General features: G+C 63.2%; 13 protein-coding genes. 9 read left to right on the forward strand and 4 right to left on the reverse strand.

Annotation, left to right across the window (positions count from 1 at the left end):
- The first annotated feature begins 17 nt into the window (after positions 1–17).
- The 4 genes from VB618_RS00595 to acuI all read left to right on the forward strand — a co-directional run bounded on the left by VB618_RS00595 (position 18) and on the right by acuI (position 5,910).
- Positions 18–1,394 (forward strand): M10 family metallopeptidase C-terminal domain-containing protein, encoded by a 1,377-nt coding sequence (locus tag VB618_RS00595; protein ID WP_329794545.1) that lies wholly within the window; start codon positions 18–20, stop codon positions 1,392–1,394.
- 184 nt (positions 1,395–1,578) lie between these two features.
- The gene (locus VB618_RS00600; RefSeq protein WP_329794547.1) at positions 1,579–3,459 is read left to right on the forward strand and encodes a hypothetical protein; all 1,881 of its coding nucleotides are present in this window, start codon (positions 1,579–1,581) and stop codon (positions 3,457–3,459) included.
- 141 nt (positions 3,460–3,600) lie between these two features.
- The gene (locus VB618_RS00605) at positions 3,601–4,842 is read left to right on the forward strand and encodes an MFS transporter (protein WP_329794548.1); all 1,242 of its coding nucleotides are present in this window, start codon (positions 3,601–3,603) and stop codon (positions 4,840–4,842) included.
- An 81-nt stretch (positions 4,843–4,923) separates the two neighbouring features.
- Positions 4,924–5,910 (forward strand): acrylyl-CoA reductase (NADPH), encoded by a 987-nt coding sequence (acuI, locus tag VB618_RS00610; RefSeq protein WP_329794549.1) that lies wholly within the window; start codon positions 4,924–4,926, stop codon positions 5,908–5,910.
- Positions 5,911–6,047: 137 nt separating this feature from the next.
- Here the strand turns inward: acuI and VB618_RS00615 are convergent, their stop codons facing one another.
- A complete protein-coding gene (locus VB618_RS00615; protein ID WP_329794550.1) occupies positions 6,048–6,995 on the reverse strand; it encodes a LysR family transcriptional regulator in 948 nt (315 codons plus the stop codon).
- Between the two features lie 169 nt (positions 6,996–7,164).
- On the opposite strand from VB618_RS00615, the gene wrbA reads away from it, so the two are divergent.
- Positions 7,165–7,767, forward strand: coding sequence for an NAD(P)H:quinone oxidoreductase (gene wrbA, locus VB618_RS00620; RefSeq protein WP_329794551.1), 603 nt, complete (start codon positions 7,165–7,167; stop codon positions 7,765–7,767).
- A 25-nt stretch (positions 7,768–7,792) separates the two neighbouring features.
- Here the strand turns inward: wrbA and VB618_RS00625 are convergent, their stop codons facing one another.
- A complete protein-coding gene (locus tag VB618_RS00625) occupies positions 7,793–8,782 on the reverse strand; it encodes an L-threonylcarbamoyladenylate synthase (protein WP_442931605.1) in 990 nt (329 codons plus the stop codon).
- Positions 8,783–8,889: 107 nt separating this feature from the next.
- On the opposite strand from VB618_RS00625, the gene VB618_RS00630 reads away from it, so the two are divergent.
- The 4 genes from VB618_RS00630 to VB618_RS00645 all read left to right on the forward strand — a co-directional run bounded on the left by VB618_RS00630 (position 8,890) and on the right by VB618_RS00645 (position 13,517).
- Positions 8,890–10,668 (forward strand): acyl-CoA dehydrogenase, encoded by a 1,779-nt coding sequence (locus tag VB618_RS00630; RefSeq protein WP_329794552.1) that lies wholly within the window; start codon positions 8,890–8,892, stop codon positions 10,666–10,668.
- 4 nt (positions 10,669–10,672) lie between these two features.
- Positions 10,673–11,524, forward strand: coding sequence for an SDR family oxidoreductase (locus VB618_RS00635; RefSeq protein WP_329794553.1), 852 nt, complete (start codon positions 10,673–10,675; stop codon positions 11,522–11,524).
- A 171-nt stretch (positions 11,525–11,695) separates the two neighbouring features.
- Positions 11,696–12,691 carry a magnesium transporter CorA family protein gene (locus VB618_RS00640; RefSeq protein ID WP_329794554.1) on the forward strand — a complete coding sequence of 332 codons (996 nt, stop codon included), beginning with the start codon at positions 11,696–11,698 and terminating at the stop codon, positions 12,689–12,691.
- Between the two features lie 76 nt (positions 12,692–12,767).
- On the forward strand, positions 12,768–13,517 hold the full coding sequence (locus tag VB618_RS00645; protein WP_329794555.1) for an SOS response-associated peptidase: 750 nt from the start codon (positions 12,768–12,770) through the stop codon (positions 13,515–13,517).
- A gap of 247 nt (positions 13,518–13,764) precedes the next feature.
- Here VB618_RS00645 and VB618_RS00650 read toward each other — a convergent pair whose 3' ends face one another.
- Both VB618_RS00650 and VB618_RS00655 read right to left on the reverse strand, forming a co-directional pair.
- Positions 13,765–15,048, reverse strand: a complete 1,284-nt coding sequence (locus VB618_RS00650) for a class I SAM-dependent RNA methyltransferase (RefSeq protein WP_442931606.1) — start codon at positions 15,046–15,048, stop codon at positions 13,765–13,767.
- Positions 15,008–15,736, reverse strand: coding sequence for a TlyA family RNA methyltransferase (locus VB618_RS00655; RefSeq protein ID WP_329794558.1), 729 nt, complete (start codon positions 15,734–15,736; stop codon positions 15,008–15,010). Before VB618_RS00655 ends, VB618_RS00650 begins: the two co-directional genes overlap by 41 nt.
- Between the last annotated feature and the right edge of the window lie 90 nt (positions 15,737–15,826).

Raw genomic sequence — 15,826 nt, forward strand, 5'->3', positions numbered from 1 at the left:
CTCGAGACGAGGGAATGATGGCGACGATTCGAAACGCTGTGCCGGGCGCCGGCTATGGGAATGTCTTTGTGGATTCCCTGATCTGGGGCGGAACGGCCTGGAACACGAGCGTCGAGCCGATCAAGGTCTATTTCGGCCAAAGCGGCGACTTCGCCGCAGCCAGTGCCCGCCATGGGGAAAGCGAGGTCTTGACCAGTGCTGCTCAGGCGCAGGACTGGACCCTCGCGGAAATGGGCGTCTTCGACTACGCTGCCGCTGTCTACGGGAGCGTGTGCGGCCTCAGGTTCCAGCTCGTCGATACGGCAGCCAAGGCCGATATCGTCTGGTGGAAGACAGCGATTGGCGACGGCACGCTTGGCCTCCACGAGTTACCTAACAGCGATCAGGCCTGGGGATATTTCGATCCCTCCACACCCTCCTGGAGCAATATGCATTTCGGGGGCGACGGCCTCAACACCGTGCTGCATGAACTCGGGCATGGCCTGGGTTTGGCGCACCCGCATGATGGCGGGGACGAGGGTGGAACGACTTTCCCCGGTGTGACGGATGCGTCCTCGACGGGCACCTACGGCCTGAACCAGGGCGTCTGGACAATCATGTCGTACAACACGGGCTGGGATCGAGCCGGCTACGACGTGACCTATGGCAATCAGGCAGGGCTCGGGGCCTTCGACATCGCGGCCCTGCAGGCCCTCTATGGACAGAACATGGCGACGGGTGCGGGCAGGGATGTCTACACCCTGCCGACATGGAACCTGTTCGCCGAGGAACAGGGATGGTTCTGCCTCTGGGATGCGGGCGGAACGGACACGATTGCAGCCACGAATGCATCGGCTGGCGTGCAGATCGACCTGCGGGCTGCCACCTTGAGAACTGGCGATCCCAACGCGGGAGGCTTCGTCTCGCGCGAGGCGGGTGTCGCCGGCGGCTTCACGATTGCGAACGGCGTGGTGATCGAGAATGCCACGGGCGGCCGCTCCAGCGACAAGCTTTACGGGAATGCCGCGGCCAACACGCTGAAAGGCAATGGCGGCAATGACGTCCTAACCGGCGGTGCAGGCCGCGACACCTTCGTTTTCGACACAAAGCCGAACAAGAACACCAACAAGGACAGGATTGCCGATTACAGCGTGACGTCGGACACAATCTGGCTCGACAATGCGGTGTTCACCAAGCTCGGCAAGGGCACCTATGGCAACCCGGTGAAGTTTAAGGCCGACATGTTCGTCAAAGCCTCCAAGGCCAAGGACTGGGAGGACCGGATCATCTACGACAGCAAGAAAGGTGTGCTCTATTACGACGCCGACGGCACCCAATCCAAATACAAGATGGTAGAGATCGCCAGCCTCAAGAAGGGGCTTGCCCTGACGCACAACGATTTCTTCGTGGTCTAGGTGGTCGTTTATTCAGGTGATGATCAAGCCTAACCATCTATAGCGTCTATTTTCCCGGCAATAGTTTAGTGGCAAAGGGCTGCTTCGCTTGCCCGGAGTGAATAAGATTTTATAACATTTCTTTTTGCTATTGGTTACGTTATGTCATAATTCATCATTTGAAACTGACAGGTAATTAATTTCTATGAGCACGATTGGTATACGAGGACAGACCCGGGTCAGCACAAGTTTAGGCAGTGATAATTCTGCCCCGATCGTAACTGATCTTGCTGCAGGGGGATGGGTCGTAACATGGCAATTGTACAGCTCTAGCAATTTCACGCTCTGCCAGCAGCGATATGATGCGAAGGGCGGGGTAGTAGGAGATGAGATAAGAATTACTGTCGATTCCGATGGTTACATTCCTCATTTCAGAAGCATAGTGTTGTCGGATGGAAGTACTGTTGTCGTTTGGATGAGTAACGACGGTAGCGAAACAGGGCTGTCTCAGCAACGATACGATGCTAATGGCAATAAGATTGGCGCCGAAGATCGCGTTAATACTACTGTCATTGATAGCCAGAATAGCGCTAGTTTAACGACCCTCTCGAATGGAGAGTGGCTTGTAACTTGGGTTTCTAGAGAAAATATTTCTAGTCAAACTGATGTCTACCAGCAGCGCTATGGCATCAACGGAAAGATCGATGGTGAGATCCTGGTCAATAAGACCACTGCTGGAGATCAGAACGATCAATCTACAGAGGCCCTGACTGGCGGAGGCTGGATTGTCACTTGGACGTCTCAAGATGACATCTACCAGCAACGCTACAATGCGCAGGGACAAGCTGTGGGTGATGAGACATTAGTCAACACAATCACAGCTGGAACACAAGACCACTCCGTTGTGGCAGAACTCCCAGATGGCGGCTGGCTTACTATCTGGGAGTCTGGAGGCGACATTCACCAGCAGCGATATTCCTTCAATGGATCAAAGATCGGTGGGGAGGCTCGAGTCAACACGACAACTTCTGAAGGCCAGTCCGATCAGTCAGTAACGTCTCTGGCAGATGGAGGATGGGTCGTCACTTGGACTTCCCAAAGGCAGGACGGATCTGGCGACGGGGTCTTCCAGCAGCGCTACAATGCCGCTGGCCAGGCCATTGGCGGCGAAATCCTCGTCAACACCACCACCACGTATGAGCAGGAATATTCGTCAGTCACGGCACTGCCGGATGGCGGCTGGATTGTTACATGGCAATCCGAAGAATTGGATCATTCATGGAACATCTACCAGCAGCGCTTTACGGCAGATGGCCAGAAGGTCGGACCGACCACGCCGACTGGCCTCTCGTTAACACAAGCGGTGGCGGAGGGGCACATAGGATCGGCCGTTCAGATCGCCACTAAAGCCTTTGTGACTGATGGGAACCATACCTACACTCTTATCGACGATGCCGGTGGGCGCTTTGGGCTCTCGGCCTCTGGTGCCCTCGTGGTTAAGGATGGCCTCCGGCTCGATTACGAGCAGGCGCGCTCGCACATGATCAAGGTGCAGGTGAGGGATGCGCTCGGTGCCACTTACGAGCAGTGGCTCGAGGTAGCGGTCGAGGATGTGGCGAGCGAGAACCTCATTGGTAGTGCCGGTGCCGACGTGCTCAAGGGCGGGCGCTTCAAGGACACCTTCAATGGAGCTGGCGGCAACGACAGGCTCTGGGGCGGGCTCGGCAACGATGTGCTCAAAGGCAGCTCGGGCCGGGACATCTTCGTGTTCGACACCAAGGCGAACACGAAGGCTAACAAGGACAAGATCGCCGACTTCAAGGTGAAGGACGACACCTTCTGGCTCGACAACGCGGTGTTCACCAAGCTGGGGCGCAAAGGCAGCGAGGCCCAGCCGTCGAAGCTGAGCAAATCATACTTTGCCCTGGAGACGGCCAAGGACAGGAACGACCATATCATCTACAGCAAGAAGAAGGGCGTGCTGTCCTACGACGCCGACGGATCAGGCACGAAATATAAGGCGGTCGAGATCGCCACGCTGTCGAAGAACCTGAAGATGACCCACAGCGACTTTTACGTGATCTAAGGTCATCAAAAGAGTGGGAGAGGGGAATCCACTCCCCCACCCATCACGTTTCGTCATGCCAAAGGCGACAAATTTTCAATTCTGCTGATGCGAGACTTGGGCTAGGGTGCCGTTCTTGTTTTGCGCCCTGAGGCCGTGACCATGCACGCATCGCCCGCCCGCCCTCGCGTCTCCCCGGAAATCGTCGTTGTCTGCGGCTGCCTCATTGCCCTGATCACGTTCGGGCCCCGGGCCTCATCGGGGCTGTTCCAGCTTCCGATGATCACGGAATACGGCTGGGGCCGGGACACCTTCGGCTTTGCCATCGCGATCCAGAATCTCCTCTGGGGCGTCGGACAGCCTTTCGCCGGCGCGGTCGCGGACCGGTTCGGGGCCTTCCGGGTGCTCTGCGTGGGTGCTCTACTCTATGCGCTTGGTCTCGTGGTGATGGCCTATGCGACCACGCCGGGCGTCCTGCATATCGGCGCCGGCGTGCTCATCGGCTTCGGCCTCTCCGGCTGCTCGTTCAACCTGGTGCTTGGCGCCTTCGGCAAGATCCTGCCGGAGAAGTGGCGCCCGATGGCCTTCGGGGCCGGCACGGCGGCGGGCTCGTTCGGCCAGTTTCTCTTTCCTCCCATCGGCAATGTGCTGATCGAGCAGTTCGGCTGGCAACAGGCCCTTCTGGTCTTCGCCGCCAGCGTGCTCATCGTGATGCCTCTGGCGCTGGCTCTTGCAACCCGGCCGACCGGCGATGCGGCTCAGTCCGGCCCGGCTGCGGCTCCGAACCAGTCGATTGCCCAGGCCCTGTCGGAGGCTTTCAAGCATCGCTCCTATGTGCTGCTGGTGCTCGGCTTCTTCACCTGCGGCTTCCAACTTGCCTTCATCACCGTGCACTTGCCGGCCTACCTGAAGGATGCCGGCCTCTCGGCGGCGGTCGGCGGCTGGACGCTTGCCGTCATCGGCCTTGCCAACGCGGCCGGCTCCCTCGGCTCGGGCTGGCTCTCGACACGCATGTCGAAGCGCTGGCTGCTGGCCTGGATCTATCTCGGCCGCTCGGTGGCCATCGCAGCCTTCATCCTGGTTCCGGCCACGCCGGTCACGTCGATCCTGTTCGGCATCTCCATCGGGTTGCTCTGGCTCTCCACCGTGCCGCCCACGTCATCCCTGGTGATGCTGATGTTCGGCACCCGCTACATGGCCATGCTCTACGGCTTCGCGTTCTTCTCGCACCAGGTCGGTGGCTTCCTCGGCGTATGGCTCGGCGGCCTGCTCTACGAGATCAACGGCAATTACAGCATGGTCTGGTGGCTCTCCGTCCTGCTCGGCCTTGTCTCGGCCCTGATCAACCTGCCGATCAAGGAGCAGCCGGTCGATCGCGCGCCGGCGCTGCAGCCGGCGGAGTAGGGCGCCTCCCTGCTAAGGGATGAATCGTTCGTGCTTGTCCTCATCCTCCCCGCGCCACAAATGGACAGGGGAGGAATCGGCATGAGCGCATTCAAGGCTATGGTCATCGACAAGTCTGACGCTGGCCAGAGCGTCGGGATCCGCGCGTTCGACGAGGCGGATCTCATGGACGGCGATGTGACCGTCCGGGTGTCGCACTCGACGCTGAACTACAAGGACGGGCTCGCGCTCACCGGCAAGGCCCCGGTGGTGCGGCGCTTCCCGATGATCCCCGGCGTCGATCTCGCCGGCATTGTGGAAGCCTCCTCGAACCCCGATTTCAAACCCGGCGACGCGGTCGTCCTCAACGGCTGGGGATTGGGCGAGACGCATCTTGGCGCCTATGCCGAGAAGGTGCGCGTGAAGGGCGATTGGCTGATCCCGCTGCCTGAAGGACTCTCACCGCAGCAAGCCATGGCTGTCGGCACAGCCGGCTACACGGCGATGCTCTGTCTGATGGCCCTGGAGCGGCACGGCCTGCGCCCGGATAGCGGGCCCGCCATCGTCACGGGCGCCGTCGGCGGCGTGGGCTCGGTGGCCGTGGCGCTGCTGGCGCAAGCCGGCTGGCATGTGATCGCCTCCACGGGGCGACCTGAGGAAGCCGATTACCTGAAAGGCCTGGGAGCGGCTGAGATTCTTGACCGTAGCGAACTCGCCGGGCCCGGAAAGCCGCTAGCCAAGGAGCGCTGGGCGGTTGGTATCGACACGGTCGGCTCCACGACGCTCGCCAATGTCCTGTCCATGACGAAGTATGGCGGCGCCATCGCGGCCTGCGGGCTGGCCGGCGGGATGGATCTGCCCACCACCGTCGCGCCCTTCATTCTGCGCAACGTGTCCCTGCTCGGCGTCGATTCGGTGATGGCTCCCAAGGCGCTGCGGCTCGAGGCCTGGAACCGGATCGCCCGCGAACTTGATCACGGCAAGCTCGCCGCCATGACCTCGACCATCCCGCTCGATGGGGTGCTGGAGGCCGGCCGGGAGATCGTGGCCGGGCGGATCAAGGGCCGGGTGGTGGTGGAGATTGGCTAGGGCTTCGTGCGGACAACGCTCGCCCGTCATGGCCGGGCTTGTCCCGGCCATCCCGATCATGTGAAGCGCTGCGCTTTTCGGATCGGGATCACCGGCACAGGGCCGGTGATGACGTGAAGGGGGGTCCTCGTCAACAGCTAGCCCGCTTCGGTGAGCAGAGCGGCTTTCGCCCCGCCGCCCTCGATCCGCTTCTTCTGCTTGGTAATCTCGGCGGCCATGAAATCCATGAAGGCCCGCACCCGGGCGGATTGGCGCAGGTCCGGGTGGGTGAGGAGCCACAGGCCCGCGGCGAAATCCGCATTGATGTCCGACAGCCGCACGAGATTGGGGCTTGCATCCGCAATGAAGCAGGGCAGGGGCCCGATGCCGGTTCCAGCCTCCACCGCCTCGGCGAGGCCGAGCACCGTGTTGACCTTATAGACGAGGTTCTCCGGCGCCACGTGTTCGCGCACGAAGCGGGCGACCTTGAGCGTCGCCAGATTGTCCCCGAGCGCGACCCAGTGCCGGGCGAAGAGATCGGCCAGGGTCACGTCTTCCGGTCCCCGGACGTCGGGGAAGTCCACCTTCCGGCCGTAGATCGCCCAGGCGATGGTGGCCACGCGCCGTCCGACCAGCGTCTCGGGCGGGTAGTCGGTGGCGCGGATCGCCACGTCCGCATCGCGCTTCGAGAGGTTGAGCGCCTGATTGGCGAGAACCACATCGAGCCGCATTTCCGGGCAGGCCGTGATGAAGCGGGCGAAGATCGGCGTCAGCAGATGGACGAGCAGGGTGTCGTTGGTGGTGACCCGCAGCTCCCCAGCGGGCGCAACGGCCTGGCCTGCGAGCTTGCGGGTAAACGCCGTGACGTTCTCCTCCATCTGCTCGGCAAGCGCCGTCATCTCCTCGCCGGCCGTGGTCAGCACATAGCCGGTCCGGTGCCGCTCGAAGAGCTTGACCCCGAGGTTTTCCTCCATCTGGCCGAGCCGTCGGAAGACCGTGGAGTGATTGACGCCTAACTTCTCAGCCGCGCCGGCAAGCCCATTGGCTTCGGCGATGATCTTGACGAGCCGGAAGTCGTCCCATTCGAGATGCTGCTGCTTGGACATCGTTTGCATTCACGCAAGAGAGGCCCTGCATATCTAGCACTGGTTTTGCAGAGGAGAAAGCTTATCCTCTTGGATGTCCAACAACAGCAGGGCAGCGCACATCCGGCCTTCATGAAGAGAGGCTCGGTAGAAGGCTAGCCTGCGTCCAATCCAACTCATCGGAGTTCACATGACCAAGGTTCTGGTTCTGTATTATTCGTCCTGGGGGCACATCGAGCAGATGGCCTATGCCGCAGCCGAGGGCGCCCGCGAAGCCGGCGCCGAGGTTGTTGTGAAGCGCGTGCCGGAGCTCGTGCCGGCCGAGATCGCGCAAGCCGCCCACTACAAGACCGACCAGCAGGCGCCTATCGCTACGGTCGAGGAGCTGCCGGAATACGACGCCATCATCTTCGGCACGCCGACCCGCTACGGCACCATGACGGCGCAGATGAAGAACTTCCTCGACCAGACCGGCGGTCTCTGGGCGCAAGGCAAGCTCATCGGCAAGGTGGGCTCCGTCTTCACCTCCGCGGCCACGCAGCACGGCGGCCAGGAGGCCACCATCCTTACCACGCTGCCGGTGCTCCTGCATCACGGCATGGTGGTTGTGGGCCTGCCCTATTCCTTCCAGGGCCAGATGGGCGTCGACCAGATCCGCGGCGGCTCGCCCTACGGCGCCTCCACGACCGCGGCCGGCGACGGCTCGCGCCAGCCAACCGAGATCGACCTCGACGGCGCCCGCTTCCAGGGCCGGCACGTGGCGCAGATCGCAGCGAAGTTGGCAGCGAAGTAAGAAACTTGAGATGAGCGGAGCGGGCTTACCGCTCCGCAGCGGCGCGCCTCAGGCGGTCGTTGATGGCCTCGCCCAGGCCCGTCTCCGGGATCGGGCTCACCGCGATGGTGGCAGCGCCCGAGGAATCGAGCTGCCTCAGATACGAAAACAGATGAGCGGCGGCCTCCACGAGGTCGCCGTTTTTGCTGAGGTTCAGGGTGATGCGTGCTGCATTCGCGCCCTTCGGGGCTTCATGGCCGAACAGCAGAACGGCTTCACCGGCCTCAATGCTCGCCGCATTCAGGCGCACCCGTGCGCGGGGTGCATAATGGGAGGCGAGCATGCCGGGAGCCAGCGGGCTCTTGCCGCCTTCCTGTCCGGCTTCAAGCTTCATGCCGATCAGCGTCTCGATGGCCTCCCGCGGCACGCCGCCTGGGCGCAGCAGCTGGGGCGCGCCGCCGAGGCAAGCCACGATGGTCGATTCCACGCCAACCTGGGACGATCCGCCGTCGAGCACCGCGTCGATCCGCCCATCGAGATCGCCCAGCACATGGTCCGCATCGGTGGGGCTCACGCGCCCCGAGCGGTTGGCGGACGGCGCGGCGACCGGGCGGCCCGCCTTCTGCAGCAGCGCATGGGCGAAGGGATGGGCCGGCACGCGCAGGCCCACGCTGTCGAGACCGGCGCGGGCGAGGTCGGAAATGGTGCAGGTGGGCGCTACCGGCACCACAAGGGTCAGCGGACCGGGCCAGAAAGCCTCCGCCAGGCGGCGGGCCGTCTCGTCGAACATTCCTTGCGTTCTGGCGGATTCGAAACTGTCCAGGTGGGAGATCAGCGGGTTGAAGCTCGGGCGCTCCTTGGCCGCATAGATGCCGGCGACCGCTTGCGCATCTGTGGCGTCGGCGCCTAGGCCATAGACGGTCTCCGTCGGGAAGGCCACGAGGCCGCCGCCCCGCAGAATCTCCGCCGCGCGGGCAAGGCCGGCCTCGTCAGACGTCAGACGCTCCGTTTGGCGCATTGACCCAAGATCGTTCACGTCTAAACTATTCCTTGCCCGTGGGGAAAATCCCCTTGCCGGGCGGGTTTAACGGCGCGAGAACACGCGTCAATATGAAAAGCCCATCGTGTTGAGAGGAACCGCCCATGACCTACCGCGCGCCCGTCCCCGACATCATCTTTACCATGCGGCATGTGGCAGGCCTCGACCGCGCCGTGGCGGATGGCCTCTATGGCGACCTCTCCGTGGACTTGGCCGAGACCATTCTGGACGAGGCGGGCCGCTTCGCCAATGACGTGATCGCGCCCCTCAACCGGGAGGGCGACAAGCACGGCGTCATCCTCAAGGACGGCACGGTGACCACCGCGCCCGGCTGGAAGGAGGCCTACAAGGGCTGGACCGAGGCCGGATGGAACGCGCTGCCCGGCCCGGTGGAATACGGCGGCCAGGGCCTGCCGACCCTGCTGAACTCCGCCTGCGTCGAGATGTGGAACGCGGCCTCCATGGCATTCGGCATCGGCCCGGTGCTCACCATGGGGGCCATCGAGGCGCTGGTGCAGCATGGCTCGGAATATCTCAGGAGTCTCTATCTCGAAAAGCTCGTCTCCGGCGAGTGGACCGCCACCATGAACCTGACGGAGCCGCATGCGGGCTCCGATCTCGCGGCCCTGCGCTCGCGCGCCGAGCCGGTGGGTGACGGCACCTACAGGGTCACGGGCCAGAAGATTTTCATCACCTATGGCGAGCACGATCTCACCGACAACATCATCCACCTCGTGCTTGCGCGCCTGCCGGACGCACCCGCCGGCACCCGCGGCATCTCGCTGTTCCTCGTGCCGAAGTTTCTGTCCGACGGCACACGCAACGACGTGCGCTGCCACTCCATCGAGCACAAGCTCGGCATCCATGCCTCGCCCACCTGCACCATGATCTTCGGCGATAATGGCGGCGCCGTCGGCTGGCTTGTCGGTGAAGAAAATCGCGGCCTCGCCTGCATGTTCACGATGATGAACAACGCACGCCTTGCAGTGGGCCTGCAAGGCGTGGCGATTGCCGAGCGCGCTTATCAGCAGGCGCTCGGATATGCCAACGAGCGCAGGCAGGGCCGCGCCATCGGAGCGGTTGAAGGCATGAGCCCGATTGCCGTGCATCCGGACGTGCAGCGTAACCTGCTGACCATGAAGGCGCTCACGGCCGCTGCGCGGGCGATCTGCTACATGACGGCGGAAGCCATCGACCGCGCACATCTCGAAGAAGATCCGGCGCGCCGGAAGAAAGCGAATGAGCGCGCCTCGCTGCTGACGCCGGTGGCGAAAGCCTTCTCGACCGATATCGGCGTGGAGGTGTCCTCCATCGGCGTGCAGGTCCATGGCGGCATGGGGTTCATCGAGGAGACCGGCGCCGCGCAGCATTTCCGCGATGCGCGCATTGCGCCGATCTATGAGGGCACCAACGGCATCCAGGCCATCGATCTTGTTACCCGCAAGCTTCCGCTCGCCGGCGGCGAGACGGTGCGGGCACAGATCGCCACCATGCGGGCTACGGTTACGCGGCTGCTCAAGGAGAGCACGCCCGCTTTCGGCGCGACCGCGCCGCGCCTGCGCGATGCCATCGAGAGCCTTGATCGGGCGACGAGCCATCTGCTGCAATCGCTTTCCTCCAACGCCCAGGGCGAAGCGCTTGCTGGCGCGACACCGTATCTTCGGCTCTTTGCCCTCGCGCAAGGCGGGGCAGCGCTTGCCGAGATGGCGCTTGCGGCGAACGCGCAGGCCGCCGGCGGCGATACGGACCCCGCCCATGCCGGCCGCATCGCGCTCTGCCGCTTCTTTGCCGAGAACATCGCGGTCGGCGCGAAGGGGCTTGAGGAAACGGTGATGAGCGGTGCAGGCTTCCTGCAAGACGCAACCCTGGCACTCGCGAGCTGATCCCATGAGCCTCAACGGAAAAACCCTCTTCATCACCGGCGCCTCACGGGGCATCGGCCTTGCCATCGGCCTGCGCGCGGCCAAGGACGGCGCGAACGTGGTCATCGCGGCCAAGACCGCCGAGCCGCATCCCAAGCTTCCCGGCACAATCTATACGGCCGCGGAGGAAATCGAGGCGGCGGGCGGCAAGGCGCTGCCGCTGGTGGTCGACGTGCGCGACGAGGAGGCGGTGAAGGGCGCGATTGCACAAACGGTCGAGACCTTCGGCGGCCTCGACATCGTGGTCAACAACGCCAGCGCCATCAGCCTCACGCCCACCTCGATCACCGACATGAAGCGCTTCGATCTGATGCACCAGATCAACACGCGCGGCACCTACATGGTGTCGAAATACGCCATTCCGCATCTGGAAAAGGCCGAGAACCCGCACATCCTCATGCTCTCGCCGCCGCTGGACATGAGCGAGAAGTGGTTCGCGCCCCATGTGGCGTATTCTCTCGCGAAATACGGCATGAGCATCTGCGTGCTGGGACTGGCCGGCGAACTGCGGCCCAAGGGCATAGCCGTCAACGCCCTCTGGCCGCGCACCACGATTGCCACGAGTGCGGTCAAGAACCTACTCGGCGGGGATGAGATCGTGCAGGCCAGCCGCACGCCTGAGATCCTGGCCGATGCGGCCCATGCGATCTTCCAGAAGCCGTCGAAAAGCTTCTCGGGTCACTTCCTCATCGACGATGTTTTCCTGCACGGCGAGGGGGTGACGGATTTCGAGAAGTACCGCGTGGATCCGTCCAAATGGCTGATGCCGGACTTCTTTGTGCCAGACGACACGGCGCCTCTGTCATCCTTGCGTTAGGTCCACTAACCATTGTTATGCTAGCGCCAACAGACTCTCCTCCCCCTTGTGGGGAGGAGTTGGAGGAGGGGGTGTCGGCGCCATGCTGGTCCAGTTCAGCGCCCACACCCCCACCCTGACCCTCCCCACAAGGGGGAGGGAAGGCGTGGTCATGAAGGGGCGAGAACGCGTATGATTTTGATCCACAGGCCAGCGCAGGCAACCGGACCGACCGGTCAGTCCCTCGACCGTTACGTCCTGCCGCCGGGAACGCCCATTCCCGACGATGCCCTGTGGGTCGACCTGATCGAGCCCACCCGCGAGGAGGACAAACTCGTCGAGGCCCATCTCAACATCGAGATCCCCACCCGCGAGGAGATGGCCGATATCGAGCCGTCCGAGATCCTCTACCACGAGAACAACGCGCGCTACATGACGGTGCGTGTGCTGTGCAGTTCCGAGACGGATACGCCACAGCTCATCGACGTATCTTTCATTCTCACCGAGCGCGCCCTTGTGACTGTGCGCTACGGCGAGCCGCGCTCCTTCAGCATGTTCATGGCCCGCGCTGGCAAGCCCGGCGGATGCAGGCATCAGCCGGAAGCTGTGCTCGACGGCCTCATCGAGACCATCATCGACCGCGCGGCCGAGATCCTCGGCACTGTCGGCTCGCGCATCGACCGCCTGTCGCAGGCGATCTTCGAGAACGAGCGGCGGGGCGCCAAGCGCGCTGCATCCTATCGCGCGGCCTTGAAGTCCATCGGGCGCAAGGGCGACATCATCTCCAATGTGCGTGAGAGCATGGTATCGGTGGAACGCATGCTGCTGTTCCTCTCGGCCAGCATGCCGCGGCCGCAGAAGGCAGCGGGCTTCCAGGCGGAATGGCGCACGGCGCTTCGCGACGTGCAATCCATCGAGGAGCATGCGACGTTCCTGTCCAACAAAATCCAGTTCCTGCTCGATGCGACGCTCGGCCTCGTCACCATCGAGCAGAACGACATCATCAAGATCTTCTCGGTCATGTCGGTGATCTTCCTGCCGCCGACCCTGGTCTCGTCGCTCTACGGCATGAACTTCAAGCTCATGCCCGAGCTCGAGTGGGACTTCGGTTATGCCTGGGCTATCACCCTGATGATCCTTGCCGCCGCGCTGCCCTATCTGTTCTTTCGCTGGAAGCGGTGGCTCTGATACACAGTGCTGTCATTCCGGGGCCGCGCAGCGGAGCCTGGAATGACAGTGGCAAGTCAGCAGAGGGGAGAACGCCATGTGCGGGCGCTATGCCATCAGCCTCGATCCGGAAGTCTACCGGGAGTTCTACGGCTATTCTGAACAGCCGAATTTCCCCTCGCGCTACAATGTGGCTCCCACCCAGCCTGTGCCCATTGTGCTGGAGGATCAAGGCGAGCGTCATTTCATGCTGGTGCGCTGGGGATTTCTGCCCTCCTGGGTGAAAGACCCGAAGGATTTTCCCCTCGTCATCAACGCCCGCGGGGAAACCCTGCAGACGAAGCCGACCTTCAAGGCAGCCCTGAAGCGCCGGCGCTGCATCTTCCTCGCCGACGGCTTCTATGAATGGCGACGGGAGGGACGCGAGAAGACGCCGTTCCTCATCCGCCCAAGCAACCGCAAGCCCATGCCGCTCGCAGGCCTGTGGGAAACCTACAGCAGCCCGGACGGAGGCGAGATCGACACCGCCGCCATCGTCACCACGGACGCCAATGGCACGCTCTCCGCCGTACACGATCGCATGCCGGTCATTCTCTCGCCGGACGACATTGGGGCCTGGCTCGATGTGCGCGATGAGCGCGCCGACGTGATGCACCTCGTGCGGCCCTGCCCGGACGAGTGGCTCGACATGGTGCCGGTCTCGAGCCGCGTGAACAAGGTTGAGAACGACGATTCCAGCCTGTTGGAGCCTCTGTCGCAGCCAGAGCCTGCGCCCGTGCGGGAGGCGAAGCCTAAGGCCAAGAAACCGCTCTCCAGCGATGAAGACGAGCAGGGGAGTCTCTTCTGATGGTCATCTAAGGGCAGTCATCCCGGACGAGCGAAGCGAGATCCGGGATCGTATGACGAGAATGGCGCTGTCTTCACCTCTCCCAGTGGGAGAGGTCGCGCCGGAGGCGCGGGTGAGGGGTTAGAGTCCTCTCCGGATAAACCTGTGACCCCTCACCCCAACCCTCTCCCTCAGGGAGAGGGAGTATCCGCCTTATCCTGCACCCGATCCCGGATCGACTTCGCCGTCCGGGACGACGTTGTTCAATTTACCGCCGCTTCTTCGCCACATCGCGGCGCAGGATGCCGACGACTTCCAGATGCGGCGAGTGCTTGAACTGGTCGACAGGTGTCACGCGCTCCAGGCGATAGCCGCTCTCGATCAGGATGGCGGCGTCGCGGGCAAAGGTGGCGGGGTCGCACGACACGCTCACCACGAGCGGCACTTTCGACACGGCGATCTGTTTCACCTGCGCCTCCGCGCCTGCGCGCGGCGGATCGAGCACCACCGCGTCGAAGGCATTCAGTTCCGGCGTGAGCAGCGGGCGGCGGAAGAGATCGCGCGCTTCCGTCGAGATCTTGCGAAGCCCCGGCGTGGCGCGGAACGCCTTGTCGAGCGCCGCCATCGAGCTTTTATCGAACTCGACCGCATGCACCTCCGCCTTCTCCGCAAGACGCAAGGAGAAGGGGCCCGATCCGGCGAAGAGATCGGCCACGCGCTTGGCCTTCGCGCAGGCCTCCATTACCAGCCCGGCGAGCACCTCCTCGCCAAGACGCGTCGCCTGCAGGAACGAGCCCGGTGGTGGGACGACGAAGGCGCGGCCCATGAGAATCGCGGGCGGACGGCGCTCCACGACCACGTCGCCGTGGATCGACAGGCGTGAGAGATCGAGGCGGCTTGCAAGATCGATGAGCTTCAGACGCTCTACATCCTTCATGGGGCCGTGCCCGCGCACGTCCACATCGAATCCGGTCTGTGTCTGCGTGATCTGGATGTCGAGCGGCTTGCGCGGCCCCTTCAAGTGCTCGCCGATGGCACGGGCAATGCCCGGCGCCTGCTCCTTGAGACCGGGCTCCGCGATGGGGCAGAACGCGATTTCGACGATCTGGTGGCTGCGGGGAGCCATGTAGCCCACATGCATGCCGCGGTCGGGAAAGCGCACATGCAGCGTCACGCGTCGCCGGCCCTCGCCATGGGCATCGACGAGCGGCGCGATAGGCGCCTCGATCCGCGCCTGGCTTAAGGTATGGGCGAGGATCTCCTGCTTCCACGTCTGATAAAAGCCGTGCTTCATGTGCTGCGTGGCGCAGCCGCCGCAGGCATCGAAATAAGGGCAGAACGGCGTCTCGCGCTCGATAGAGGGAACATCGACGCTGATGAGCCGCGCATGCGATCCGTCACGCTCGACCGTGACGGTCTCGCCCGGCAGCACCTTCGGCACGAAGATGGACTCGGCGGCGCTTTCGGCGATGCCGTCGGCTTTCGCGCCGAGGCGCCTGATGGTGACCTGTTCAGCCAATGCGGGCTCCCAACAAAAATTCCCGGTTTCCATCCCCGCCCTCGATAGGCGAGGGGATGAGCCCCATGACCTCGAAGCCGAGCGAGGCCACGAAAGCTCTCATATCCTCGCACACGGCGCGATGCACGGCCCCATCGCGCACGATGCCCTTCTTCACGTGATCGCGCCCGGCTTCGAATTGCGGCTTCACGAGAACGGCCAGTTCGGCTTGAGGCTTCAGCAGGGCAACAGCGGCCGGCAGCACGAGCTTGAGCGAGATGAAGCTCACATCCGAGACGAGAAGATCCGCCGCTTGAGGAATGAGGTCCGCATTCAGCGAGCGGGCATCCGTCCCTTCGAGATTGGTCACGCGTGCATTGCCCACGATTGTGGGATGCAACTGGCGGTGTCCCACATCCACCGCATACACATGCGCTGCTCCCCGGTTGAGCAGCACTTCCGTGAAGCCGCCGGTGGATGCGCCGATGTCGAGGCAGACTTTGCCCTTCGGGTCGATCTGGAACACATCGAGCGCGGCTGCGAGCTTCACCCCACCGCGAGAGACGTAAGGATGCGGCTGCTCGGCGGTGATCACGGCTTCCTCCGGCACCGTCTCGGACGCCTTGCGGATGACGGCGCCGTTCACGGTGACGAGGCCAGCGGCAATCGCCTCTTGGGCCCGGGCGCGGCTCACGAAGAAGCCGCGCTCGACCAGGACCACATCGGCGCGTTTGCGGGTCATTGAAGTCTCACATCCATGTGCGTTCACGATCCTTTCCATGGGCAGAACCGGGCCCAGCCCTAGATCATCTTTCGTTCACAAGTCTCTCAT

Source organism: Microvirga sp. CF3062 (genome assembly GCF_036314045.1).
Lineage (GTDB): Bacteria > Pseudomonadota > Alphaproteobacteria > Rhizobiales > Beijerinckiaceae > Microvirga.

Bases quoted from the DNA above. Each gene is read 5' to 3' on its own strand.
- VB618_RS00605 (WP_329794548.1), top strand. From the start codon at position 3,601: ATGCACGCATCGCCCGCCCGCCCTCGCGTCTCCCCGGAAATCGTCGTT.
- VB618_RS00635 (WP_329794553.1), top strand. From the start codon at position 10,673: ATGAGCCTCAACGGAAAAACCCTCTTCATCACCGGCGCCTCACGGGGC.
- wrbA (WP_329794551.1), top strand. From the start codon at position 7,165: ATGACCAAGGTTCTGGTTCTGTATTATTCGTCCTGGGGGCACATCGAG.
- acuI (WP_329794549.1), top strand. From the start codon at position 4,924: ATGAGCGCATTCAAGGCTATGGTCATCGACAAGTCTGACGCTGGCCAG.
- VB618_RS00655 (WP_329794558.1), bottom strand. From the start codon at position 15,736: ATGACCCGCAAACGCGCCGATGTGGTCCTGGTCGAGCGCGGCTTCTTC.
- VB618_RS00595 (WP_329794545.1), top strand. From the start codon at position 18: ATGGCGACGATTCGAAACGCTGTGCCGGGCGCCGGCTATGGGAATGTC.
- VB618_RS00650 (WP_442931606.1), bottom strand. From the start codon at position 15,048: ATGGAAACCGGGAATTTTTGTTGGGAGCCCGCATTGGCTGAACAGGTC.
- VB618_RS00645 (WP_329794555.1), top strand. From the start codon at position 12,768: ATGTGCGGGCGCTATGCCATCAGCCTCGATCCGGAAGTCTACCGGGAG.
- VB618_RS00615 (WP_329794550.1), bottom strand. From the start codon at position 6,995: ATGTCCAAGCAGCAGCATCTCGAATGGGACGACTTCCGGCTCGTCAAG.
- VB618_RS00630 (WP_329794552.1), top strand. From the start codon at position 8,890: ATGACCTACCGCGCGCCCGTCCCCGACATCATCTTTACCATGCGGCAT.
- VB618_RS00640 (WP_329794554.1), top strand. From the start codon at position 11,696: ATGATTTTGATCCACAGGCCAGCGCAGGCAACCGGACCGACCGGTCAG.
- VB618_RS00600 (WP_329794547.1), top strand. From the start codon at position 1,579: ATGAGCACGATTGGTATACGAGGACAGACCCGGGTCAGCACAAGTTTA.